This is a genomic window from Amycolatopsis sp. CA-128772 (genome assembly GCF_002904295.1).
In the GTDB taxonomy this organism is placed as follows: Bacteria; Actinomycetota; Actinomycetes; order Mycobacteriales; family Pseudonocardiaceae; genus Amycolatopsis.
In genome coordinates this window covers 201966-224526 of record NZ_PPHG01000003.1, presented here as the reverse complement: position 1 = coordinate 224526, position 22561 = coordinate 201966, and the positions used below count along the sequence as shown (strand labels likewise).

Annotated in this window: 22 protein-coding genes and 1 pseudogene; 10 read left to right on the top strand and 13 right to left on the bottom strand. The window is 70.0% G+C overall.

Annotation, left to right across the window (positions count from 1 at the left end; translation table 11 throughout):
• Nucleotides 1–20: 20 nt before the first annotated feature.
• Nucleotides 21–377 carry a hypothetical protein gene (locus C2L59_RS01490; protein ID WP_146060260.1) on the bottom strand — a complete coding sequence of 119 codons (357 nt, stop codon included), beginning with the start codon at nucleotides 375–377 and terminating at the stop codon, nucleotides 21–23.
• A gap of 258 nt (nucleotides 378–635) precedes the next feature.
• Here C2L59_RS01490 and C2L59_RS01485 point away from each other — a divergent pair, with 258 nt between their 5' ends.
• The 4 genes and pseudogenes from C2L59_RS01485 to C2L59_RS50210 form a co-directional block, all read left to right on the top strand.
• Nucleotides 636–1271, top strand: coding sequence for a hypothetical protein (locus C2L59_RS01485; protein ID WP_103347678.1), 636 nt, complete (start codon nucleotides 636–638; stop codon nucleotides 1269–1271).
• Entirely contained in the window at nucleotides 1268–3031 is a 1764-nt protein-coding gene (locus C2L59_RS01480) for a hypothetical protein (RefSeq protein ID WP_103347677.1), read from the top strand. Before C2L59_RS01485 ends, C2L59_RS01480 begins: the two co-directional genes overlap by 4 nt.
• Before the next feature lie 9 nt (nucleotides 3032–3040).
• Nucleotides 3041–3712 carry an SEFIR domain-containing protein gene (locus C2L59_RS01475; RefSeq protein WP_103347676.1) on the top strand — a complete coding sequence of 224 codons (672 nt, stop codon included), beginning with the start codon at nucleotides 3041–3043 and terminating at the stop codon, nucleotides 3710–3712.
• Between the two features lie 45 nt (nucleotides 3713–3757).
• Nucleotides 3758–3931, top strand: a pseudogene (locus tag C2L59_RS50210) (substrate-binding domain-containing protein); the annotation flags it as partial.
• Between the two features lie 44 nt (nucleotides 3932–3975).
• Here the strand turns inward: C2L59_RS50210 and C2L59_RS01465 are convergent.
• The 3 genes from C2L59_RS01465 to C2L59_RS01455 form a co-directional block, all read right to left on the bottom strand.
• Entirely contained in the window at nucleotides 3976–4878 is a 903-nt protein-coding gene (locus C2L59_RS01465) for an exo-alpha-sialidase (protein ID WP_233223210.1), read from the bottom strand.
• Nucleotides 4879–5324: 446 nt separating this feature from the next.
• Nucleotides 5325–5609: an acyl carrier protein gene (locus C2L59_RS48520; protein ID WP_233223209.1), complete on the bottom strand. Its 285-nt coding sequence runs from the start codon at nucleotides 5607–5609 to the stop codon at nucleotides 5325–5327.
• Nucleotides 5610–5700: 91 nt separating this feature from the next.
• Entirely contained in the window at nucleotides 5701–6510 is an 810-nt protein-coding gene (locus tag C2L59_RS01455; protein WP_146060258.1) for a hypothetical protein, read from the bottom strand.
• Nucleotides 6511–6802: 292 nt separating this feature from the next.
• On the opposite strand from C2L59_RS01455, the gene C2L59_RS01450 reads away from it, so the two are divergent.
• Complete coding sequence (locus tag C2L59_RS01450; protein ID WP_146060257.1) at nucleotides 6803–7846, top strand: hypothetical protein; 1044 nt, start codon at nucleotides 6803–6805, stop codon at nucleotides 7844–7846.
• On the opposite strand, the gene C2L59_RS01445 is transcribed toward C2L59_RS01450, so the two are convergent.
• Nucleotides 7843–10008, bottom strand: coding sequence for a tetratricopeptide repeat protein (locus tag C2L59_RS01445; RefSeq protein ID WP_158263015.1), 2166 nt, complete (start codon nucleotides 10006–10008; stop codon nucleotides 7843–7845). The genes C2L59_RS01450 and C2L59_RS01445 overlap by 4 nt on opposite strands.
• 210 nt (nucleotides 10009–10218) lie before the next feature.
• Here C2L59_RS01445 and C2L59_RS01440 point away from each other — a divergent pair, with 210 nt between their 5' ends.
• Nucleotides 10219–11433, top strand: coding sequence for a cytochrome P450 (locus tag C2L59_RS01440; RefSeq protein ID WP_103347672.1), 1215 nt, complete (start codon nucleotides 10219–10221; stop codon nucleotides 11431–11433).
• A gap of 12 nt (nucleotides 11434–11445) precedes the next feature.
• On the opposite strand, the gene C2L59_RS01435 is transcribed toward C2L59_RS01440, so the two are convergent.
• The 6 genes from C2L59_RS01435 to C2L59_RS49760 all read right to left on the bottom strand — a co-directional run bounded on the left by C2L59_RS01435 (nucleotide 11446) and on the right by C2L59_RS49760 (nucleotide 16015).
• Entirely contained in the window at nucleotides 11446–12708 is a 1263-nt protein-coding gene (locus C2L59_RS01435; protein WP_103347671.1) for a cytochrome P450, read from the bottom strand.
• Nucleotides 12705–13313 carry an ATP/GTP-binding protein gene (locus tag C2L59_RS01430; RefSeq protein WP_103347670.1) on the bottom strand — a complete coding sequence of 203 codons (609 nt, stop codon included), beginning with the start codon at nucleotides 13311–13313 and terminating at the stop codon, nucleotides 12705–12707. Before C2L59_RS01430 ends, C2L59_RS01435 begins: the two co-directional genes overlap by 4 nt.
• Nucleotides 13294–13653, bottom strand: a complete 360-nt coding sequence (locus C2L59_RS01425) for a DUF742 domain-containing protein (protein WP_103347669.1) — start codon at nucleotides 13651–13653, stop codon at nucleotides 13294–13296. Before C2L59_RS01425 ends, C2L59_RS01430 begins: the two co-directional genes overlap by 20 nt.
• The gene (locus tag C2L59_RS01420; RefSeq protein WP_103347668.1) at nucleotides 13650–14069 is read right to left on the bottom strand and encodes a roadblock/LC7 domain-containing protein; all 420 of its coding nucleotides are present in this window, start codon (nucleotides 14067–14069) and stop codon (nucleotides 13650–13652) included. The genes C2L59_RS01425 and C2L59_RS01420 overlap by 4 nt, the downstream gene beginning before the upstream one ends.
• Before the next feature lie 75 nt (nucleotides 14070–14144).
• The gene (locus C2L59_RS01415; RefSeq protein WP_370444704.1) at nucleotides 14145–15506 is read right to left on the bottom strand and encodes a sensor histidine kinase; all 1362 of its coding nucleotides are present in this window, start codon (nucleotides 15504–15506) and stop codon (nucleotides 14145–14147) included.
• A 377-nt stretch (nucleotides 15507–15883) separates the two neighbouring features.
• Nucleotides 15884–16015: a hypothetical protein gene (locus C2L59_RS49760; protein WP_255410221.1), complete on the bottom strand. Its 132-nt coding sequence runs from the start codon at nucleotides 16013–16015 to the stop codon at nucleotides 15884–15886.
• Between the two features lie 282 nt (nucleotides 16016–16297).
• Here C2L59_RS49760 and C2L59_RS01410 point away from each other — a divergent pair, with 282 nt between their 5' ends.
• Both C2L59_RS01410 and C2L59_RS01405 read left to right on the top strand, forming a co-directional pair.
• Nucleotides 16298–17887, top strand: a complete 1590-nt coding sequence (locus C2L59_RS01410) for an FAD-dependent oxidoreductase (RefSeq protein WP_103347666.1) — start codon at nucleotides 16298–16300, stop codon at nucleotides 17885–17887.
• A 231-nt stretch (nucleotides 17888–18118) separates the two neighbouring features.
• A complete protein-coding gene (locus C2L59_RS01405; protein ID WP_146060256.1) occupies nucleotides 18119–18577 on the top strand; it encodes a hypothetical protein in 459 nt (152 codons plus the stop codon).
• A 71-nt stretch (nucleotides 18578–18648) separates the two neighbouring features.
• On the opposite strand, the gene C2L59_RS01400 is transcribed toward C2L59_RS01405, so the two are convergent.
• Nucleotides 18649–19113 carry an RICIN domain-containing protein gene (locus C2L59_RS01400; RefSeq protein WP_103347664.1) on the bottom strand — a complete coding sequence of 155 codons (465 nt, stop codon included), beginning with the start codon at nucleotides 19111–19113 and terminating at the stop codon, nucleotides 18649–18651.
• Nucleotides 19114–19422: 309 nt separating this feature from the next.
• Between C2L59_RS01400 and C2L59_RS01395 the strand changes: the two genes are divergently transcribed.
• Complete coding sequence (locus C2L59_RS01395) at nucleotides 19423–19689, top strand: molybdopterin dinucleotide binding domain-containing protein (protein ID WP_233223207.1); 267 nt, start codon at nucleotides 19423–19425, stop codon at nucleotides 19687–19689.
• A 492-nt stretch (nucleotides 19690–20181) separates the two neighbouring features.
• Here C2L59_RS01395 and C2L59_RS50205 read toward each other — a convergent pair whose 3' ends face one another.
• Entirely contained in the window at nucleotides 20182–20568 is a 387-nt protein-coding gene (locus C2L59_RS50205; protein WP_370444708.1) for a hypothetical protein, read from the bottom strand.
• Here C2L59_RS50205 and C2L59_RS01385 point away from each other — a divergent pair.
• Complete coding sequence (locus C2L59_RS01385; protein WP_370444707.1) at nucleotides 20489–22006, top strand: lectin; 1518 nt, start codon at nucleotides 20489–20491, stop codon at nucleotides 22004–22006. The two genes, C2L59_RS50205 and C2L59_RS01385, sit on opposite strands and share 80 nt — an antisense overlap.
• The last annotated feature ends 555 nt before the right edge of the window (nucleotides 22007–22561 follow it).

Here is a 22561-nt window from a genome sequence, read left to right as displayed (position 1 = left end):
CGCGCCCGCTGGCGGCTCCCCTACAAGCCGTTGCGGCAGACGAACGCCGCGACCCGGTCGGCTTCGTGCTGCCAGCGCCGCGTCCGGTGTCGCAGCGTCACGGCGACGAGCGCGACGCTGCTGAGGACGCTTGCCGCCGCCACGGCGCCGATGTCGCCGTCGAGGCCGCCGTTGACCGCCCAGGCGATGCCGAGTGCCGTGGCCGCGATGGCGAGCGCGAGTGCGGTCACCGGCGTGCGCCACGTCCACGCCTCGCCCGCTTCGATCTCCTTCTTGAGCGATCGGGCCGTCGCCTGGACGGCCTCCCCGCCCGCGCCGAGTTCGAGGATCCGGTCGGCCGCCGCCGCGCAGAACGCGCGCTGGCCCGGTGTGGCCATGACCGGACGGCGATCGCGCGTCAGGCTGCGCACCCGCACGGTCGATTCCGCGAGCGCGCACGCGAGCCGATCGCGGATTCGCGCGTCTCCGGGAGCTGCGGCGAGCGCGTCTTCCAGACGTTTCAGGTCGGCTAAAAGATCTTTCAGGGAACTGTTCACGGGGGATTCTCCAACGCGGGGACATCGGGCCGGGGCACCATGCTACGGTCTCCGCTCTCGGCTACGCAGCCGGCTCACGGTTTTGGGAGGATCTCGGGAATGTCCGCGAGCAACACCCGGTTCGCAGCCGTTGCCGGCGCGGCCAACTTCCTTCTTTGCGCGGCGGCCGGAACGGCGCTGCTGATCGTGAACGGGAGCAAAGTACAAACCGTCCAGTCGGTTTCGGCAATGGATCCGGATCCGCCCGGTTACCAATCTTCGGCCCCGGCGATCGGAATTCCCCCGAGCACGCCGACGCCGGCCGGCCAGGACTACGAAACCGTCACCGCGCCCGACGGGTTCAGCACCGTCGTCCCGCGGGGCTGGGCGAGCGAACCGAAAAACCCCGGTTCTTACCAAGCGACCGATCCGCGCGACGGCTCGAACTACGTCCGCTACGGCGCGACCGAAGCCCGCGGTGACCTCATCGGCACGCACGCCGCCGCCGAGAGGGACACGGCCACCCGGCTCACCGGCCTGCGCCGCGTCCGGATGGACCCGATCGACGTGCGCGGCCGCGAAGCCGTCGACTGGGAGTTCACCTGGGAGTCCTCGACGCAGGGGACGCGGCACGTGCGCGCGGTCTACTGGCGCACCGGAGGAGTGGAGTACTTCGTGTACGTTTCCGCCCTGGATTCGGGCTGGCAGCCGATGCCGGAGCTGCTGAACACCATGGTCGAGCGGAGCCGCCCGTGACCGTCCACGAGCCGACGACCGACTGGACGAGCTTCGCGGCCGAGCACGCCGAAGCCGAACTGCCGCCGCTGGACGACAACACCCGCTACCTCGCGGCGGCAGCCCACCTGGACCGCCGCTACTGCGACGAAGCCGTTCGCGAGCTGCTGGTCGAAGACACCCGCCAGGTGCCGTTGACGCCCGGCCTGGACACCCCCACGGTGCTCACCGAAGTCGTCGCGGCGCGGACCCGGCGCAAATTCCGCGACGGCGCCCTGGCCCTGCTGACCATCGTGTTCGTGACGACCAGCCTGGGGAGTCCCTTCCTCGGCGGATGGTTGACGTGGGCCGCTCTGCTCTCGGTCAGACCGATCTGGAGATCGGTCCGGTGGGGCCGGCCCGGCTCCGGGTTGTTCGTCGCCGGCAAGCTGATGGCCGTCTTCTCGCTGTTCATCGGGGCCATCCTGCTCCCGTCGATCGCGGAGGCGATCTCCGCGCTGCAGAGCAGCTCGAGCGGGTCCTCCCGCGCCGGTTCGGAGACCACCCCGTTCGTCAGCTCCGACCTGGTGCACAGCTGGTTCGGGCTGGACCCGGCCGTGGTTTCCGTTGCTTCGGCCCTGATGATGCTGGTCATCCTGATCGCGGACCGCGTCGTGGTCTGGCAGACGGTCCGGCGGTACTTCGGCCGCCGTGCCCGCGTGCCGGGCGCGGTGCGACGCCCGTCGCCCGATCGCCTCGCGCTCCTCTTCAGCCCGCCCCGGCTGCGCCGGACCCTCGACCGCCACCGCGCCGGCCGCGTCGCCGAGTCGCCCGACGCCCGGGTACCTCTGGTCGTCTACCGGGGGCGCAACCCGTTCGTCGGCGCCGGAACCAGCGTCACGCCGTGGTCGCTGGCGTTGCCGTTGGAGCGGCTCGACGGCACCGGCTCGCCGGCCGAGCCGCTCACCACCGCGCGGTTCTACGCGGAAGTCGGGAAGGCGGTCGAGGAGCTGCAGCGGCACGCCGCGCTGTCGCCGGACGAACGCCTCCGGGACCTGCGCGTCGAGGGCAGGGTGTTCAGCCCGGCCGAGGGCCTGATCGACCGCGTGCACGAACCGGTCACGACGCCCTACCTGGCCGGCGTTTCCCAGCCGCCCGCGCACCACCTGCCGACGGAGGAGGCGGGGCGGATCTACCACCGCCCGCGCGAGTGGGCGCGGTACTACCTCTGCTTCCAGGTCGAGACGTGGAACCGGGAACTCGTCCTCTCGGCCTTCCTGCACGCGGCCGTCGAGGAGAGCACGCTGTACATCGAGTGGACGCCGTGCGTGCTGCTGCCGATCCGGGAGGAGTTCCGCGCCGGGGACAAGATGACCGCGGACTGGTGGCGGCCGGTCGGGCAAGGCATCCTCCGGTGGCTGAAGCTCCCGGTGACCGGCCCGGGCCGGTTCTGGGCCGCGCTCAAGGTGATCCGGCCGCTGCCGCACGACGGGCACACGCTCAACGCCGATCGCTACGGCTGCGCGCGCACATTGCGCGAACTCGCCGCGGCCGAGGCCGCCCGCGACTACTTCCAGGTCGTCGACGCCGAGCGGTACACGAAGCTGCTGGAAAGCCGGCTGGTGCCGGCGATCAGCAAGGTGCTCAGCGATTCCGGGTATTCGCCGGCGTCATTCGAGCGCCGGATCGCCGCCGTCACGACGAACAACGTCACCATCCACGGCGGCAACACCGGTCCGATGGTCTTCGGCGGGGTGGTCGAAGGCGACGTCTCCGGCGGAACCCTCGCGCCCCGGATCTGAGGAACGCCCATGTCCCAGCACAATTCTTTCACCAACACCGGGACGAACACCGGGCCGGTGGTCTTCGGCGGCACCGTCAACGGTTCCGTGCGCGGCGGTGACATCCGCCGGGACGCCGAGCCGGCCGCCTTGCGCATCGCGTCGCGGACCGAACCGGCGACGGAACAACGCAGCACGCCGGCCCCGGGAAAGCCGCCGAGGGTGTTCATCACCTATTCCCACGACGACGAACAGCACCGCACGCTCGTCCGCGACTTCGCGACGTTCCTGCGCACCCGCGCGGCACTCGACGTCCGCCTCGACCAGTGGGCCGACGACGGCCGCCGGGACTGGTCGCTGTGGGCGATCGAGCAGCTCGCCGAAGCGGATTTCGTGCTCGTGATCGCTTCGCCCGACTACAAACGACGGGCGGAGGGAACGGAGGAGCCGCACTTGGGGCTTGGTGCGCAGTTCGAGGCCGCGATGATCCGCGACAACCTCACCCGCGACCTGCCCCGCGCCACCCGGCGAATCCTGCCCGTCGTCCTGCCGGGGCGGCGGGTGGAGGAGATCCCGTCGTTCCTCAACGCGCATTCCACCACACATTACGAAATAACGGAGTTCACGCTGGCCGGCGTCGAGGAACTGCTTGTTGCCATCACCGGCCTCGCACGCTTCTCGCTGCCCGAAATCGGCACCTGACCGGCAGCTCGCGGAGGTGCTGACGACGCGGCACACCCTCGGCGTGGGTTCGTCACCAGCGACCTGGCCGCGCTCGGTCTTCTGCGGGCCGCCACCGGCCACGGCCTGCGGGTCCCCGACGATCTCGCGGTGGCCTCGATCGACGGGATCGATTACGCGGCCTACACCAGCCCCGGTCTCACCACGACCGAGCAGCCGATCTTCGAGATGGGCAAGCTGGCGGCCGAACTGCACGCTGCCGGAGGCGCTACCCCGCTGAATCGCTACTGCGGTCGGGGCCCCGCGTTCTCGCAGTCGTCCACCGAGATGATGCCCGCCTCGATGGGCGCGGATTTTCCGTACTGCGCTCCCGTGATGACGAAGACCAGGCCACGGTGGCGAGGGCTCCGGAGACCGTCGAGGGGAAGGGTGAACCGGCTGTACCCGGCCGGCATGGGCGAGGACAGCCGCGTCCACTTCCCGGGGTTGCCGAGGTCGCGGTTGACGAAGAAGTCCTGGTTGTCGTTGTCCGAGACGATGATCGTTCCGTCCGGCCCACCCGAGTCCGTCCACGACACCACGGGCGCTCCGTTCGGCGCAACGCCATTCCGGTCGAGGAGCGGGATGTCCCTGGAGAACCGGAACGACTCCGGGTCCCTCGCGATCCGGTAGTGCACGTGGTAGGTGTAGTTGTCTTGATCGGGGTTGTCCGGGTCGTCGGGCGCCCCGAATTCGTAGGTCATGATCCACCGGCCCCTGGGCAACCTGGCCAGGGTGGTCATGCCCGGTCGTTCGGGGTACGTCGTTCCGGTCGCGTCGTCGACCACGGGACCCCAGGTGTGCAGGTCCGTGCTGGTCTGGTGGGCGAGCTTCTGACCGAAGTGCGGGTCCCGCTGGTCGGAGTAGTAGCAAATCAGCCTGTTGTCGTGCAGCAACAGGAAAGGCTCCCACACCGGCGTTGCGCCGTTCGTCGTGTCGGGCGGCCCGCCCCGGGCCACCGTGCTCAGGAACTGCCAGGTGTGGCCGCCATCCGTGCTGGCGTAGAGCTGGATGTTGGTGCTGGTGAAGCTGTCCAGCCAGTTGCAGGCGAAGAGCAATGCGCCCTTGGGCAAGCCCGCGAACGCCCGGGGAAGTTCGTACAGGAACGGCTGAAGGGACAATCCGGTGGCCTCATCGGCGTTGGGCACGCTGCTTTGCTTCGCCCAGGTACGGCCATCGTCGTCGCTCCGGTAGATCGGGAAACCCGGACCGCCTCCCCCTTGAAACGTCGCGAGCAGCGTCCGCGACGTCCCGGGAGGCCGCCCGGCGGTGAGCCGCACGGCCCGGGCGTAGGACGCCCGCCCTCCCGGATCCGCCACGACAACGGGCCCGAACGGCGTCTCTCCACGCACCTGGCCCGTGTCCGCGAACGCCGGCCCGGCCAGTCCCCACGTCGCCCCGGCAGCGACGCCTGCGCCTGCGCCGAGGAACATCCGGCGAGAGAACCGCGAACGGCCGGCGGCCGGATCATCTGCTTGTGATGCGTGGCGATCCTGCACGATTGCCTCCAGCGCCTCGCCGGACCATTTCGTCCAGATCATGAACCAAACTCGCCGGTCTGGCTACTGTCACCGTATCCACGGCGCTTGTGGCCTCATTCAGGACATGTAATTTTCCTGAGAAGAGATGCCGCGCCAGCTCGGTGACGGTCGGCCGGTCGAAGACGACGGTGGCGGTCGTCGTCGATCACGGCGGCGTCCGGGTGACCCAGGACGGCCGCGACCTCCGCGCACAGGAGCTCACGCAGCTCCGGCTCGGCCGGGTTCTCCGGCCGGCTCGCCCGCGGCGCGGGCAGCCCCGCCGCGCGGCGGCGGTACGCGACCGCGTCCAGCACCCGGTTCGCGGCCGCGTAGCCGGCCTGCCCGGCCTTGCCGAACACGCCGGTGACGGAGGAGACAGGACGAACGCCGTCAACGGCAGGTGCCGGGTCACCTCGTCGAGGACCAGCGCCGCGGCCGCTTCCCCGCGGGTCAGGCCGCTTGCGCGGTCACGGCGGTGACGCTGTTGCCGTACTGGCACTCCCCGACCGACGTCGCGGGTCCGGTGACGACCGGCCCGTACGCCACGTAGTCCTGGCCGGTCTGGACGTTGTGGCAGGCGAGGCGCGCCTGGAAGCGACCGCTGTCGCACTGCGCGCTGCCGCGGCCGTAGTAGAGACTGCTGCCCTGGACGATCCACGCGCTCCAGGTCATGCAACCGGCCAGGCCGGCGGCGGGCGGATCGGCGACGGCCTGCACGGTCTGCGCGGTGTTCCCGGTGTTGCAGGTGAGCGACACGGCGGCCGGCGCGGTCACGGTCTGGTAGCCGAAGAGGATGTAGTAGTCGCCGCTTTGCTCGTTCCGGCAGAGGACCTTGGCCCGGTACCGGCCGGTGTCGCACTGGGCCTGACCGCGGCCCCAGAAGAGGTTGCTGCCCTGACTGACCCATTCGCTCCAGCCGACACACCCGGTGACCCCGGCCTCGGGCGGATCGGTCACCGCGTACACGGCCCGCGCCGAGTTCCCCATGTAGCACAGCACGGTGGTGGTCGCCGGGGCGTTCACGACCTGGGTGCCGTAGAGGACGTACCCGCTCCCGGTCTGGTTGTTGATGCAGATTTCCTTGGCCAGATAGCGCCCGCTGGTGCACTGCACGCTGCCGAGGCCGTCCCAGTAGTTGTTCCCCTGTTGCACCCACTGGACGGAGGTGGTGCACCCGGTGGGCGCAGCGGCCGACGCGGGCGAGCTGAGCCCGGCCATCCCCAGCACAGCCGCCACGAAGACGAGGAAACACCGTTTCACCACGGACACCCTCCACGAACGAAATCCCCCACAGACGTCGGAGGCTACCACCCGGAATCGCCGGATTGACTGCCGGACAACGGATTCAGCACTCCAGCGCAACCACTGCGCCACCCGGGTGACGGTATTCGCGCCGACCGCGAGGCCGGGCCTGGATCTCCCCCGGGATCAGCGGGTCCACGGCCCTCGAAGCCGTTCGCGAGCAAGGGTCCCGAACGCTTCCGCCGCGCGTGCGCCCAGCATTACGTAACAAGGGATCTGCCTCGCACGACCATCAGCGGTGATCGAAGACATGGTCGTTGCCATCGCCCGCTGGCTGCGTAACGCCCTCGCGGAGTCGGAGGTCGAACTCGTGCGTGACGCCGCCGACGAGCGACTCCTGCACCGCAGCCTGGAACACACCGTCGTGAAGGCCGTCGGGATCGCGTTTCCCCACCGGCGGGGCAAGCTGGCGCAGGATCTCCGTCGGTGCTTCGCCGACCCGCCGCTGGTCGCGCTCGCGCCGGGAGCGACCGGGCCGGACCTGCGCCGGGCGGTGGCGGCCCAGGTGGAACGGGTGGTGCGCGAAGACGGGTTCCTCCGGAGTTACTTCGGGCACGAGGGGCTCACCGATCTGCTGCACGGCGCGTTCCTCGAGGCGATCAGCCACCTCGTCGCCGTCCGCGGCGACGAGCGGCTGACGACTCGGCTCACCGCGCTCGGATTCGAGGTGGACAACCCCCGGCAGACCACCAACGTCGCGGCGGAGGTCAGCGGCACCGTGGTGCAGGTGGGAACGGTCCACGGTGACATCCATCTGACCACCGGTCTCGGCGAGCCGCCCGCCGACGAGCCGCCGATCGTCGTCACGACGAGCGTGTTCACCAATCGGTGGCTGGTCGTGGCGGGGCCACCGCCGGTGGAGTTCACCTACTGCGGGAGCACGGCGGTCTCGGTTCTGGTCGAGGCGCGCGGAGCACGTGCGGTCGTGCTGCGCGCCCTGCGAGTGAAGGTGTTGTCCCGCGAACCGGCGCGGCCGGTCATCGCCTCCAGGATGATCCTCGCCATCATGGACCGCAGGTTCTTCGACGTCCTGCTGGACGAGGACCCACCTCGCCTGGTGCCCGCCGCCGCGGGCTCGGACGACGGCTGGATCCGCCGGCTGACCCGCCGCCGGCCCGAGGCTCCCGCCTTCCCCTTCACGGTGGCGCCGCTGGACCCCGAGATGTTCGTTCTCAAGCCGTTCAGCACCCACGAGGTGCAATGGGTGCTGGAGCTGGACTGGACCTACCAGGGGCGGGCGGGCACGATGACCCTGAACCGCGCCGGCGAGCCCTTCCGGGTGCATCCGGGCTAGCGGCGGCGGCATGGCCAGGATTGAGCGATGAATTCGAGATCGGGTGTGTCGATCTGCTGCTGGACTCGTCGTGCGTCGGCGATGCGGTGCTGAGCGCGGTACAGCGTCAGCGCTTCTGTCCATGCCGCGCGGGCTTCGGGGTTTCGGTCGAGGGTGACGAGGACGCGGCCGGCGCGGTCGAGGGTGTCGGGGACGTGGTAGATGTCGCCGAGATCGCGGTAGAGCGCGAGAGCGCGGCGGAAGTAGTCGAGTGCGTCGGTGTGCTGGCCGGTGTGATGGGCGATGTAGCCGAGGGTGTCCAATGCGTCCGCAGCACCGGGTGGGTGGTGCACGCGTAGTGCTGCGAACGCGGTACGGCAGTGCTGACGCGCTTCGTCGTATCGGCCGAGCAGTGCGGCGCACCAGCCCACCGTGTTGAGCGTGTCCGCTTCCCATACGGGGTCACCGACCGCACGGAAAAGCTCCAGGGCTCGCGTGGCGTGCGTCAGCGCCGACTGGTTGTTTCCCTGGTGTTCATACATGACTGAGGCGATTCGAAGGATGCGGGCCTGGCTGCCCAGGTCATCCGTGCGTTCGGCCGCGATCAGGGCGCGAAGGAGGCGATCCCGTCCTTCTTCGAAGCGGCCTGTCCGGACGCAGGCGTTTCCGAGGTAACGGTGGACCAGGGTGTCCACAACGGGGTCAGGCCATAGGTCCGCTGCGCACTCCGCCTCGAGCCAGACGTGGAGGTCTTCCCCGAGGAGCCCGCGCAGGCTGTGGTAGGCGGTCAGCGCCCACGCCAGCTGCCACACCGCAGGCCATGGACCGTGCTGCCTCGCGGTGAGCTGGGCGGAAAGCAGACACGGGTATTCGGCGGTGAACCATTCCAACGCCTCAGCGTGGCTGGTCAGCTGGTGAGGGCGGCACCCGGGAACCGGCGGCCGCAGGGCGATGCAGTGGTCGTGGGGTTCCAGCAGCCGGTGGGCACGGTGCGCGGTGTGCACATAGAAATCGATCACCCGGGACAGCGCCGCGTGCCGATCGACGGATGTGAGGTCGCAGTCGGCGTGGTCCCGTGCGCAGGCGCGGATGAGGTCGTGCATCCGGTAGCGGCCCGGGGTGTGCTGGATGAGCAGTGACGCGCGCTCCAGTTCCTGCAGGACGGTCCTTAGCTGACGCGCCGGTGTTCCAGCGAGGCTGCACGTCGCCGCCAGGCTGATGTCCGGGCCCGGTGCACTGCCCAGCAGTGTGAAAACCTGGGCCTGCTGCGGAGTGAGCGCGCGGTAGGACCAGGAAAGCACAAGGGGAACACTCGCAGCGGCATCGCCATCGTCCAGGCCATCAAGCCCCGCCTCGCGCAACTCGGCGACCAACGTGCTCAACGGCAGGCGGGGTTGAGCGGCTGCTCGTCCTGCCACAACGCTGAGGGCGAGCGGGAAGCCCCCACAGCCGGCCACGAGTTCGTCGGCAGCCTCGGGTTCACGTGCCAGCCGCGTGGCCCCGATCCTCCTGGCGAGCAAGGCATGCGCTTCCGAGGCGGGGAGGACATCGAGGTCCAGATAGTGGGCGCCGTGAGCACTGCTCAGACCGGCCAACCTGCGGCGGCTGGTGACCAGCACGGTACACGAGGACGAGCCCGGCAGCAGCGGCGTGATCTGTTCGGTGCCGGCGGCGTTGTCCAGCACGATCAACATCTTCTTGCCGGACGTCACACTTCGGAACAACGCCGCCTGGGCGTGTTCGTCGACCGGGATCGCTGCGGGCTGGACGCCGAGTGCGCACAGGAAACCGTGCAGGGCCACCGAAGTCGCCATCGGTTTGCTGTCGGGACTGAAGCCGCGCAGATCCACGTGCAACTGCCCGTCCGGGAACCGGTTCACGTGCCGGTGTGCCCAGTGAAGAGCCAACCAGCTCTTGCCGATGCCACCGGCACCACTGACCGCCGAGATCACCACCGTGCCGGCCCGCTCCTGACCGAGTATCCGGGCGAGACGGGCCAAGTCGGCATCGCGGCCGGTGAACAACGCGGGCGGCGCGGGAAGTTGGCGTGGCACGACCGAACCGAACGCGCGAGATGGCTCGTGTACGTGGACGTCTCCGGTCACGCTACCCACCTGCACCACCGCGCCAACCGTGGTCGCGCCGACGTCCTGCCTGACCGGACCCGGGTCCTGGTGGTTCACGGGCCTCACCTCCCTACATCCACCGGGAAATGCACTCTGGTCGATGGATTCACCCCGCACAACCCGCGGTCACGTGCCACACCGGCGTCCGCTCGTGCGCCTGCTCACGCAACCTCACGTGCATGCGCGGTGCCGGCGCCGCGAACTCTTTCGCCACGACGACCATCCCGGCTAGCCTGGCGGCCCCGACCGTCGAGGCAAAGGAATCCTGTGACTTCAGCAGGGCACGCACCGGACCTTCTCTCTCCGGAGTTCGCCGCCGATCCGTATACCGCATACGACGTCATGCTCGAGCACTCGCCGGTGTTCTGGCACGAAGGCATGCAGAGTTACATCATTTCGCGCTACGACGACGTCTCTCGCGCTTTCAAGGAAAGCACGTTCACCACCGACAACTACGGCTGGCAGCTGGAACCGGTGCACGGCCGGACGATCCTCCAGATGAGCGGCCGGGAGCACGCGGTCCGCCGCGCGCTCGTGGCGCCGGCGTTCCGGGGCCACGAGCTGGAGCAGAAGTTCCGGCCGGTGATCGAGCGGAATTCCGCCCAGCTCATCGACGGCTTCCGCGGCCGGGGGGCGGCCGACCTCGTCACCGACTACGCCCGGCACTTCCCGATCAACGTCATCGTCGACATGCTCGGCCTCGACCAGAGCGAGCACGCCCGGTTCCAGCGGTGGTACAGCGCGATCATCGCCTTCCTCGGCAATCTCAGCCAGGACCCGGACATCACCGCGGCCGGCCTGCGGACGCACGACGAGCTCGCCGCGTACATGATCCCGATCATCCGGGACCGCCGCGAAAACCCCGGCGACGACCTGCTTTCGGCCCTCTGCGCGGCCGAGGTCGACGGCACCAGCATGAGCGACGAGGACATCAAGGCCTTCTGCAGCCTGCTGCTCGCCGCCGGTGGCGAAACGACCGACAAGGCGATCGCCGGCTTGTTCCGGAACCTGCTGGACCACCCCGGGCAGCTCGACGCCGTGCGCGCGGACCGCAGCCTGATCCCGAAAGCGTTCGCCGAAACCCTGCGGCACACCCCGCCGGTGCACATGATCATGCGGCAGCCGGCGGAGGACGTCGAGATCGGCGGGGAGACGATCCCCGCCGGCAGCACGGTCACGTGCCTGATCGGGGCCGCGAACCGGGACCCGCGACGGTTCGCGAACGCGAGCGCGTTCGACATCTTCCGCACCGACCTGCCGACCGAGACCGCGTTCTCGGCGGCGGCGAGCCACCTGTCCTTCGCGCTGGGCCGGCACTTCTGCGTCGGCGCGCTGCTGGCCAAGACCGAGATCGAGGTCGGCGTCAACCAGCTGCTCGACGCCATGCCGGACCTGCGGCTCGCCGAGGCGGCGGTGCCGGGCGAACAGGGCGTGTTCACCCGGGGGCCCGCGTCGCTGCGGGTGACGTTCACCCCGGCGTAGCCGCCGGAGCGGTCACCACGCCCCCGGTCCGGACACGTGGACCGGGGTGAAGACCACGGGCAGGCTCTCCAGCCCCCGCATCCACACCGACGGCCGCCACACCAGGTCCTCGGCGGGGACGGCGAGCTCGAGGTCCGGCAAGCGGTCCAGCAGGACCTCGACGGTGGTGCGGGCGATGACTTCGGCCACCTCCGGTGCCGGGTACGGGCAGCCGTGCTCGCCGTGGCCGAAGGACATGTGCGCGTGGTTGCCCAGTGCGCCGGCCGCCGCGTCGGGACGGGCGTGCGGGTCGGCGTTCCCGGCGGCCAGCCCGAGCACCACCAGGTCGCCCTGGCGCACGCGGACGCCGCTGAGCACGGTGTCGCGCGTGGCGAAGCGGCCGATGAAGTTCTGCGTGGGCGTGTCGTGCCACAGCACCTCGTTGAGGGCCTGGCCGACACTGCCCCGCCCCCCGGCGAGCGTCATCGCGAACCGGCTGTCGGTGAGCATCAGCCGGATGGTGTTGCCGATCCAGTTCGCCGTCGGCTGCTGCGCCGCGGCGGTCACCACGAGCAGGTCCTGGACGACCTCGTCGTCGGTCAGGCGCGCCGGGTGCTGCATCATGGCCGTGGGCACGTCCGCGCCCGGCTGCTCGCGCTTCACCGCCACCAGCCGCGCCATCGCCTCCTGCACCCGCACGTACGCCGGCAGCGCCTCGGGGCCGACGTCCAGGGACAGGGCGACGTCCCGGACCAGCGCGGGTGCCTCCGAGTCGGGCATGCCGTACATCTTCGCGACCGCCAGCAGCGGCGCCTGCTGGGCGAACCGCGCGATCAGGTCGGCTTCGCCGGTGCCCGCGAACCCGTCGATCAGCCGGTCCGCGATCCGCTCGCAGTGCGCGCCGAGGTCGAACTGGTCGACCGCGGAGAGGGCGTCGCCGATCGCGCCGGCCCGCCGCCGGTGCTCCCCGGCCTCGGTGAACATCACCGACGGGTTGTGCATGACGTAGGGCAGCAGCGGCCAGTCTTCGGGGACGTTCTCCCACTGGTTCCACCGGCGGGTGTCCCGGGCGAACAGCTGCGAGTCCTGGCACACCTGGTGGATCTCGCGGTAGCCGGTCAGCAGCCACGCCGGGATGTCACCGTCGAGCAGCACCGGGACCACCCCGCCGTACTGCCGCCGGATCCGGGAGTACAGCGCGGCGGGATCCTTCTGGAACTCGGGTCCGTACAACCGGACCCGGTCCGCGGCGGAAATCGCCTCCGCCGCCGGAGTGCTGGTCTGATAACCGGTCACGATGCGCCTTCCCGGACTTTGGACAGCGTGTAGAGGTGGTCGACGAGCGAGATCAGCACCTGCTTGGACGAGTCCCGGTCGCGGGCGTCGCAGTCGACGAGCGGCACCTCGCCGTCCAGGTCGAGCGCCGCGCGGACGTCGTCGAGGCTGTGCTTCGGCGGGCCGAAGTTGTTGCGCGCCACGATGAACGGCGTCCCGTGGTGTTCGAGCCGGTCGATCGCGTACCACGAGTCGGCCAGCCGCCGGGCGTCCACCAGCACGACGGCGCCGAGGGTGCCGGCGAAGAGGCTGTCCCAGAGGAACCAGAACCGTTCCTGGCCGGGCGCGCCGAACAGGTAGAGCACCAGCTGTTCGTCGAGGCTGATCCGGCCGAAGTCGAACGCCACCGTGGTGGTCGTCTTGGCCTGCACCCCGCGGGTGTGGTCGACGCCGATCCCGGCCTGGGTCATCGTTTCTTCGGTGCTCAGCGGCCGGATCTCGCTGACCGACCGGACCATGGTCGTCTTGCCGACGCCGAAGCCGCCGACGATGACGATCTTCAGGCCGTCGGTCGCGGTGTCGGCCAGGGGCAGCCGTTCGTCTTGTTCAGAGATTGCGGAGTCCAACGAGCACCTTCTTGAGGAATTCCGAGTCGGAGGTCCGTCCCGCGGCCTGGGCCGACGACGGATGGCGGGCGGACACCTTGCCCGTGGCCAGCAGGTCCGCGAGCAGGATCTTGACCACGCTCACCGGCAGCGCCAGGTCGGACGACAGCTCCACGACCGACGTCGGTCTCGCGGCCAGCCTGAGGATGCGGACGTGCTCGGACTGCATGCCCGGCGACGGGTCCGACTCGCTGACGATCAGCGTCACGAGATCGAGGTCGATGTCGTCCGCGCTGCTGCGCCCGCCCGTGACCGTGTAGAGCCGGTCCGGGTCTTCTCCCTCGAGCGCCGAGCGCGTCACGAAGCCGGGTTGTCGGCCGCCGCGTAACGCGGCGGGGCGGTGAAGACCGAGCCGATCTGCTCCACCAGCTCGTCCATGTTGTGCCCGATCAGGCCGACGTCGGCGTCTTCGGTGGCGATCACCGCCAGGTGCGAGCCGACCCCGGCCTCCACGATGAACAGGATGCCGCCGTGGAATTCGGTCATCGAGTTCCGCACGCCACCGGTGCCGTCGCCGAACTCGACCGAGGCACCGTGCGCCAGCGCCTGGACGCCGGCGGCGATCGCGGCCAGCTGGTCGGCGCGGTCGACGGTCAGGCCCGGGGTGTGGCAGAGCTTCAGGCCGTCCCGGGACAGCACGAGGGCGTGACAGGCGCCGGCCGTGTTGGCGACGAGGTTTTCGAGAAGCCATTCGAGGCTCTTGTCCGAATCAGTCATCGGCTCCGGGGCCCGGGGTGGCGGGTCCCCTCGCTCCAATCTGGCGGGGTGCGGGTGGGCGGGGCAGAGCGAAGGTCAGGCGTCTTCGCCGGTGTCCCCCGGGGACGCGGCGTGGCGCGACGACGCGGCGCCACTGCTGCGCCGCTGCTGGAAGGCGCCGAACCGGGAACCGGTGTCCCGGTCGGCCCGGGCGGTGCTCGGCGTGGGCGACGGCGGCCGGCGCGACGCGGCGGTCAGCGTCTGCCCGCGCGAGCGCTTCGGCAGCTCGGACGGCTCGGTCAGGTCGCCGGCGATCTCGTGGCTCGTGTCGGCGGCCCCGGGCCACGCGACGTCCACGGCCGGCTCTTCCGCCTCGGGCAACGGCTCCGGCCGCGGCTGCGTGATCAGCTGCGTCGGAATGCGCATGACCACGCCGATCCCGCCCCGGGAGGACGGCCGGAAGAAGACGTGCAGCTGGTGCTTGCGCGCCAGGCAGCCCACGACGGCGAGCCCGAGCCGCGTCCCCGACATCGAGGTCAGGTCGAGCGGCTGGTCGAGGGACACCGCGCGTTCGGCGCGGGCGAGGGCCTGGACCTTCATCCCCAGGCCGCCGTCCTCGATGGTGATCACCGCGCCGTTGTGCAGGTCCTCGACGTAGACGTGGACTTCCTCCGACGGCGCCGAGAACTTCGTCGCGTTGTCCATGAGCTCGGCGAGCGCGTGCATGACGTCTTCGGCGGCGTACCCGACGACGGCGACCCCGCTCGCGGAGTGCACCCGGACCCGCTGGTACGCCCCGATCCGGCCGAGCGCACCACGCAGGATGCTTTCCATCCGGATCGGTTTCGTCCAGCGGCGGCCCGACCGCGCGCCGGTCAGCACGGCGATGCTGTCGGCGAGCCGGCCCGCCTGCGCGGTGCTGTGGTCCACCTTGAGGAGGTCCCCGAGCATGGCGTCGGAAGCCTTGTTCTCCATTTCGCGCAGGTCTCCCAGCGTGCTGGTGGCCAGCGCCTGCAGCCGGCCGGCGGCGTTCGCGCAGGCGGCCGTGGCGGCGGCCCGGCGGCGCTCGCCGACGGCGATCTCGTCGACCAGGACCCGCAGGATGCGCTGGTGCAGTTCGTCGGCGGGCCGCGGGACTTCGGCGAGCACGCCGTCCGCGGGCGCGCCGCCCCGGACCCGGCGGACCACGTCGGGCACCGTGTGGTCGAGCAGCCGGGCCAGTTCCCCACCGCCGGCCCGGGCCGATTCCCGCGCCCGCCCGGCCTCCTCGAGCGCGGCCCGTGCCTGCGCTTCGGCGTGCGCGACCTGGTCGTTCCGGCGCAGCGCGAAGAAGACGGCGACGCAGGCGACGATCCCGGTGAACGCGCCCGCCACGGCGACGACAATCCCCTGACCACCGGAAACCGACAGGGAAACGCCGGTCCAGATCCCGGCGACGACGACCGCCGTGACCAGCACCCCGATTACCGCCCGGCCGACTGACTCACGTTCTTCCCGATGCTGTGCGGGCGGTCGTTCCGACATCGCTCCACTTCCTCGAGTCCGTTTGGTGCCCGAACAGTACTCGGTTCGGCGGAAGAGATCACGACTCGGTCTGCGCCGCCGGTCGAGCGTCACGGTCGAGGTGCCTCGACGCACGCCACCACTTCGCGAAACCGATGATCGATCGCCTTTCGGCGCACAGATCCGTAGATCATCCGCAAGCGGAGGTTGAGTTTCGTTCCTGTCGAGCTGTTCAACCGGCCGACGGGAACCGCAGGTTATGGCTCTTGCACCCAGCCGCACCGGCCACTATCGCCGTGGCACCCGTTGCCCCGTCACGACAACAGCGGTGGTCAACGCCGTCGGCGCCTTCGCATCTCGAAGGCCACCATGCCCACCACGGCGAGGACAGCCACGGGCAGCCACACCGCGATCGGCACACCGGACAACAGGCCGGTCGCAGTCAGCAGGGATCCGATCAACATGGGTGGTGCTCCTTCGATAGTCACCATCGCGACGGCACAGCCGCTGATGACGACGCTAGGAACACCGCCCCGGGTGTGTCGTCGGTTCGCGGTAGGAGATCGCGGTGGAGATTTCCCCGGCCGGTATCCACCCCCGATCTCCACCTCCGGCACGAGGACACCTGCCCGGGAACCGGCTAGCGTCACCGCCGATCGCCTCAGTGGCTGCACGGGATCAGGGAGGGTGTGATGGCGGAGCATGCATACCGCACCGGCGCCGGCCGTACGTCAGGACGGGGACCGGTGACCGACGTCCTGATCGCGGGCGCCGGACCCACCGGGCTCACGCTGGCCATCGAGCTGGCCCGCCGAGGCGTCGACGTGCGCATCGTCGACCGAGCCGGCGAGCACTTCCCCGGTTCGCGCGGCAAGGGGCTCACCGCACGCACCCAGGAGGTGCTGGACGACCTCGGGGTCGCCGACGAGGTGCTGCACCACGGGTTCCGGCACCTGCCGCACCGGCGGTACCTCGACGGCGACCTGGTGGCCGAGGCCGGCCCGCACGCCCCGCGGGCACCCACACCGGATCGGCCCTACGACGGCGGGCTGCTGATCCCGCAATGGCGGATCGAGCGCATCCTGCGCGCGCGGCTCGCCGAGCACGGCGTGCGCGTGGAACTGGCCGCGGGCCTCGCCGGGTTCAGCCAGTCCGCGAACGGTGTGCATGCGGTGCTGGACACCGGCGAGCGGGTGGCTGCGCGCTACCTGGTCGGCTGCGACGGCGGCCGCAGCACCGTGCGCAAGGCCCTCGGCGTGCGCTTCGAGGGCGAGAACGGGGAGCAGGCCATGCTGCTCGGGGACGTCGAGCTCGACGGGCTCGAACCGGACGCCTGGTACCAGTGGACCGTCCGCCGGCGCGGGTTCCTGGCCCTGTGCCCGTTCCGCCACGAGCGGTCCTGGCAACTGCAGGCCGTGCCGTTCGGCGACTTCGGCGCGGAGGGCAGCCTCCCCGAACCGTCGCTGCCGTATTTCCGGCGGATCGTGGACGATCTCGCCGGCGAGCACGGCATCCGGCTCTCGAAGGCGAGCTGGCTGTCCACGTACCGGGTGAACGTGCGGATGGCCGACCGGTTCCGGGTGGGCCGGGTGGTGCTGGCCGGCGACGCGGCGCACGTCCATCCGCCGGCCGGCGGCCTCGGCCTGAACACCGGCATCCAGGACGCGTACAACCTCGGCTGGAAGCTCGCCATGGTGTGTTCCGGCGCGCGGCAGACGCTGCTGGACAGCTACCAGGAGGAGCGGCTCCCGGTCGCCTCGTGGACGCTCGGCGTGAGTACCGAGGGGCTGCGCAGGGTCGCGGAGCGGTTCGTCAACGGAGGCAGCACGGACATCGCGGACGGCGCGCCCCCGGACGGCCAGCAGCTCGAGCTCGGCTACCGGGCCGGCTCGCTGTCCGTAGACGGCGACGCCGGAAATGGACCGCGCGCCGGTGATCGTGCCCCCGACGCGCCCTGCGTGGACCGCTCCGGCACGCCACGGCGGCTGTTCGACGCCTTACGCGGCCCGCAGTTCACCCTGCTCGGCTTCGGCGAGTCCTGCGCCGGTCCACTGCAGGACATCGGCACCGCCCACCGTGGACTCATCAGGCCGGTGTCGGTCGGCGCCCCGGGCAGCGGCGCCGATCTGGTGGACGTCGAGGGGCACGCGCGGACCGCGTACGGCGTCACCGGGGAAACCCTCGTCCTGGTGCGGCCTGACGGCTACCTCGCGCTGCGCGCACCCGGCGCGAACGGGAATGCCGTGCGGGACTACCTCGACCGGATCGGCGTCCCCGGATTCGCGGCGACACCGAAAGAGCCCCCCGTCACCAGCGCGGGCAACGGGAAAGTATGACGCCCATCCCCGGGACCGGTCCCGGAAGCAGTCAAATAGATTGAAGAGTTGATTCGAAAAACGGGCTTATTCTCAGTAGCTCGGCGGTTTTCTCGTTCACCCTTTCAGTCGCTGCCCGTACCGCCATTGATCGGGTTACGCTCGGCCACGATCCCAGGGGGCGCGCGCTATCAGCGCGATTTCGGGTCGCACTGGCATTTTTGCCTTTCTCGGATCGGATGGCGGGGGCTCATGTTCGAAACACATCGGCGATGGCTGCGCGGCGTCGCGCTGGGGAGCTTGCTGGCCGTTGTGACGAGCGGCGCGCCCGGCTTGGCCCAGCCTGCCGCCGCTGCGCCCGTCGCCGCGGCGGCCGCACTTCCCGTGCCGCCGTCGCCCCGGTGCGCCACCACGGCCGCGCCGGCCGCGCCGAAGGCCACCCAAGCACCCGATCCGGCACCGCTGACCGCGTCGCGGGCCGCGGCCAGAGCCACGGCCGCCGCGGCCTACGCCGCACCGGAAACGGCGCGTCGCATGGTGCCCGATCGCGAATACCACTCCGCCGTCACCAACACGACCACCCGATCGTTCCTCGCGGCGAACAGGGTGCTCTCGTACCGGCACCGGCGCCGCGGAGTCGGTCGCGTGCTCGCCCGCGCCGCAGCCGCCCGCGGCGCCGGATACATCTGGAGCGCCAACTCGCAGCTGTGAACACGACAGGTGCCGAACCGCCGCGTCCGCATCCCGGGGCGCGGTGAGAGGACGCCGATGACTCGAACCGGTCAGATGTTGAGATACCAGCGCTGGTTGATGCGGTTCACGTCGCAGGTGTGCAGCGTCAGCTGGTCTTCGAGGCCCTCGTAGGTCGCGCAGTTACCCGTTTCTTCGTTCCGCAGCAGCTTCTGGTTGTGGTCGCCGCGGATGGTCCACCGCTGCCCCGGATCGTCGCCGTTGCAATCCGCACCGATGATCCGGCCGTGGTCAGCTGTGGCGCACAGGTCGGTTCCCGCGTTCTGGATGGTGCGGTTCCCCCAGAAGATCCAGTGCTGGTTGTCGGTGCCGTGGAAGTCCGCGGTGATGGTGGGCTCGCCATCCCACCACGTCTGCTGCCACACCCGCTCCGTGCCGTTCGCCGACTCGATCACGTAATCAGCCGGGTCCGCCTCGGCAGCGGCGGCGGCCGGCACCATCAACGCTCCGGCAGCAGCAGCGGCGAACAGGGCGGTCAACGCGGTACGCATCAGCATGGTGCTCTCCTCGCAATCTGGTTACGGCCCATCCAGTACAGCCCGGCCGGCCACGCGCACCTAGACGTTGGACACCATCGAGACGCCGGACCACCCACCTTCCGGGCGAACACCAGCAGCCACCACTCCCGGTAACCAAATCCGGCCGTCCGCTCCCCTTCCCTCGGCACAACGACCGCCCTGAAAGCAGCAAGCCCCGCCCCTATCGGGTCTCCCCTGCCAAGTCCCCGACGCTCGGATACAGCCGGCCGCAGGCGATGCTCACGGACCACGACGTCGTGTCCGCTCAACGGGATCCGCCTGGTTCAGGTGCACCCCGACACCGCGCGGCGGTCCGGGATCGGCGATCGCGACACGGTGGTGGTGGAGAGCCCGCAGGGGAAGGTGACCGGGACGGCGTTGTTCTGGCCGGCGATCCGGCCGGACACGATCTTCGTGCCCAACACCTTCGGCCCGGCCCAGCAGGTCGGTGACCGGTTCGGCGACCCGCGTTACGAGGCCGCCAACAGCCTGGTCGACGACGCGTTCTACGACAACCTGTCCGATCAGCAGGCGGCCCGCGCCCACCGCGCCTGAGGCCACCGTCGCGCCCGCCACCGCAACACTCCTCGCCGCGAAATCGTCACGCCGTCTTTCGTCCCTCGGTTCTGGGTGCAATCCCCACAAGGAATTCAGCCAAGGCCAATCCGCTGTTCGGTGGTGCTCGGCTGTCAGCACCTCGGTGAGCCGGGTGGAGGCGCAGAACCGCCGGTCGGATCGAAAACTGTCAGATCGGCACGTTTCCGGCCTACGCCGGTGCTCGTGGGCATGCGCTGATCGACCGTGAGCGGTATCTGCCGGAGCCGTAAATCGCGCCCACATCACCCTCACGATGCTCGCCCACGCCTGGCTCACTGCCTCCCGATCCCGGGCCATGAAAAGGGAACCGGCGCCGCCGAGCACGTCTGGGCTTGGTCTCGCTTCCGGCGCCGACGGCATCAAAACGACGGCTCCGCCCCGGACTGTGGTTCACCCGGACTGCCGTATACCTTCTTGCGGAGGCGCTCTTGTGAGCGTGAACATTGAGTGTCAGACTGTCTCCGCCGAAGCCTGCGCCGCCGACGGAAGCCGCCGCGTCACAGCCCGCCGGCGAATTTGTCGAATCCGGAATTCCGGAGCAACGGGCAGCGCTGTGCCCGGCCGTGCGGCAGCACGGATGGCAGCCGGAACGTCGTACGCACCGAGGAGTGAGATCAGGGTGACAGGAACACGACTTCCCCGTCCTCGCAGAGCAGCAACGCTGTTGGCGGCAGGCGTGCTGATGTCCGCGATGACGACGGTACTGCACACGTCCTCCGCGGAGGCGTTGGAGAACGGTGTCGCGCGCACGCCGCCGATGGGATGGAACTCGTGGAACACGTTCGGCTGCAACATCAACGAGGCGTTGATCAGGCAGATGGCCGATACGATGGTCAACTCCGGCATCCGGGACGCGGGCTACGAGTACGTCGTGGTGGACGACTGCTGGATGAATCCGAACCGGGACTCCGCGGGCAACCTCCAAGGCGACCCGAGCCGATTCCCCAGTGGTATGAAGGCGCTCGGCGACTACATCCACGGCAAGGGCCTCAAGTTCGGGATCTACCAGGCGCCGTTGGCGGAGACGTGCGCCCAGTACTTCAACTCCTACCCTGGTTCGACCGGGGCGCTGGGCCACGAGGAGCAGGACGCCCGCCAGTTCGCGGCGTGGGGCGTGGACTACCTCAAGTACGACTGGTGCTCGCCCAGCGGCACGATCGACGACCAGGTGCGCACCTTTGCCAAGATGCGTGACGCGCTGCGCGCCGCCGGCCGCCCGATCGTCTACAGCATCAACTCCAACAGCATCCACGACAAGACCGGACCCCGGCGCAACTGGGGCGACGTGGCGAACATGTGGCGCACCACCGAGGACATCACCAACAAGTGGGACACCGGGCAGACGAACGGCTACCCGATGGGCATCCAGAACATCGTCAACGTCACCGTGCCCCTGGCGTCCTACGCCAAGCCCGGCGGGTTCAACGACCCGGACATGATGGAAGTCGGGCGCGGCGGCATGAACGACACCGAGATGCGCAGCCACTTCGCCCTGTGGGCCATCATGGCCTCGCCCCTCATCGCGGGCAACGACCTGCGCAACATGGACGCCGCCACGTCGGCCATCCTGAAGAACGCGAACCTCATCGCCATCAACCAGGACAGCCTCGGCCTGCAGGCCATGCAGATCTCCCACGACGGCACCCGGCGCGTCCTGGCCAAGCGGCTGGCCAACGGCAACGTCGCGGTCGCCCTGTTCAACCAGGGCGGGGGCACGACCACCGTCTCGACCACGGCGAGCGCGATCGGCCTGTCAGGCAGCTCGTTCACGCTGCGCGACGCCTGGACCAACGGCACGACCACCACGTCCGGCGCCATCTCGGCCAGCGTCCCGGCGCACGGCACCGCGGTGTACGTCGTCAGCGGTGGCGGGGGCCCCGCGCCCACGTCGTTCTCCTTGGTGAGCCAGAGCTCCGGCCGCTGCCTGGACATCTCCGGCAGCACGCCGACCAACGGCGCCCCGGCCCAGATCTGGGACTGCACCAGCCAGACCAACCAGCGCTTCACCACGACCGCGGCCGGTGAGCTGCGCGCCTACGACGGCGCGAAGTGCCTGGACGTCTACAACCAGGGCACGGCCAACGGCACCGCTGTGACGTTGTGGGACTGCAACGGCCAGGGCAACCAGCAGTTCCGCGTCAATTCCGACGGCAGCGTGACGGCGGTGGCGTCGGGCAAGTGCCTGGACGTCAACGGCGGCGCCACCGCCAACGGGACGAAGGTCATCATCTGGGACTGCCACGGCGGCACCAACCAGAGGTGGACCCGCACCTGATCCCCCGGGCGGCGACCGCGAACTCCCCGGTCGCCGCCCGACCGGACCGGCTTCCGTGCCGCGGGTCAGCGGCTGGGACCCCACCCGGGCACGGCCGGCGAGGACGAGCGCATGACCCGTGCTGGTCTACCCCAAGGACTTCGGCCACACCACCGAGCGCGACCCCGGCACTCCGTCGTGCGAGTGCATCGGCGGCGGGGCGATCGAGGTGGATGCGCGCTGGCGCAACGTCTCCAAGATCGCCGGCGTGGAACCGGAGCCGACCTACGAGCTGATCCGGCTCGAACCCGGCCGCGCACCTTTCGCCGGGCGCAACGACACCACCACCACGCGGAACGACATCACCGAACTCGGCACCCCGATCACCGAGGTCGTGTTCGTGAAAGTGGGCGCCCGGATCGAGCACGCTCTCACCCGCATTCTCGGCACTGCAGCACCGGCTTCCCCTCTCGCAACCGTGATCCGCGCTTCGCCTTGGCCCCTCCAGCCAACACCGCGGACAGCGGATAACGGGCCGGCGCGGAAATTACTGGAGGAAGGCCGAAGCCAGGCTCC

Bases quoted from the DNA above. Each gene is read 5' to 3' on its own strand.
- C2L59_RS01420 (WP_103347668.1), bottom strand. From the start codon at position 14,069: ATGACTGATTCGGACAAGAGCCTCGAATGGCTTCTCGAAAACCTCGTC.
- C2L59_RS01405 (WP_146060256.1), top strand. From the start codon at position 18,119: ATGTTCGAAACACATCGGCGATGGCTGCGCGGCGTCGCGCTGGGGAGC.
- C2L59_RS01485 (WP_103347678.1), top strand. From the start codon at position 636: ATGTCCGCGAGCAACACCCGGTTCGCAGCCGTTGCCGGCGCGGCCAAC.
- C2L59_RS01385 (WP_370444707.1), top strand. From the start codon at position 20,489: ATGGGATGGAACTCGTGGAACACGTTCGGCTGCAACATCAACGAGGCG.
- C2L59_RS01490 (WP_146060260.1), bottom strand. From the start codon at position 377: ATGGCCACACCGGGCCAGCGCGCGTTCTGCGCGGCGGCGGCCGACCGG.
- C2L59_RS49760 (WP_255410221.1), bottom strand. From the start codon at position 16,015: ATGTTGATCGGATCCCTGCTGACTGCGACCGGCCTGTTGTCCGGTGTG.
- C2L59_RS01400 (WP_103347664.1), bottom strand. From the start codon at position 19,113: ATGCTGATGCGTACCGCGTTGACCGCCCTGTTCGCCGCTGCTGCTGCC.
- C2L59_RS01450 (WP_146060257.1), top strand. From the start codon at position 6,803: ATGGTCGTTGCCATCGCCCGCTGGCTGCGTAACGCCCTCGCGGAGTCG.
- C2L59_RS01475 (WP_103347676.1), top strand. From the start codon at position 3,041: ATGTCCCAGCACAATTCTTTCACCAACACCGGGACGAACACCGGGCCG.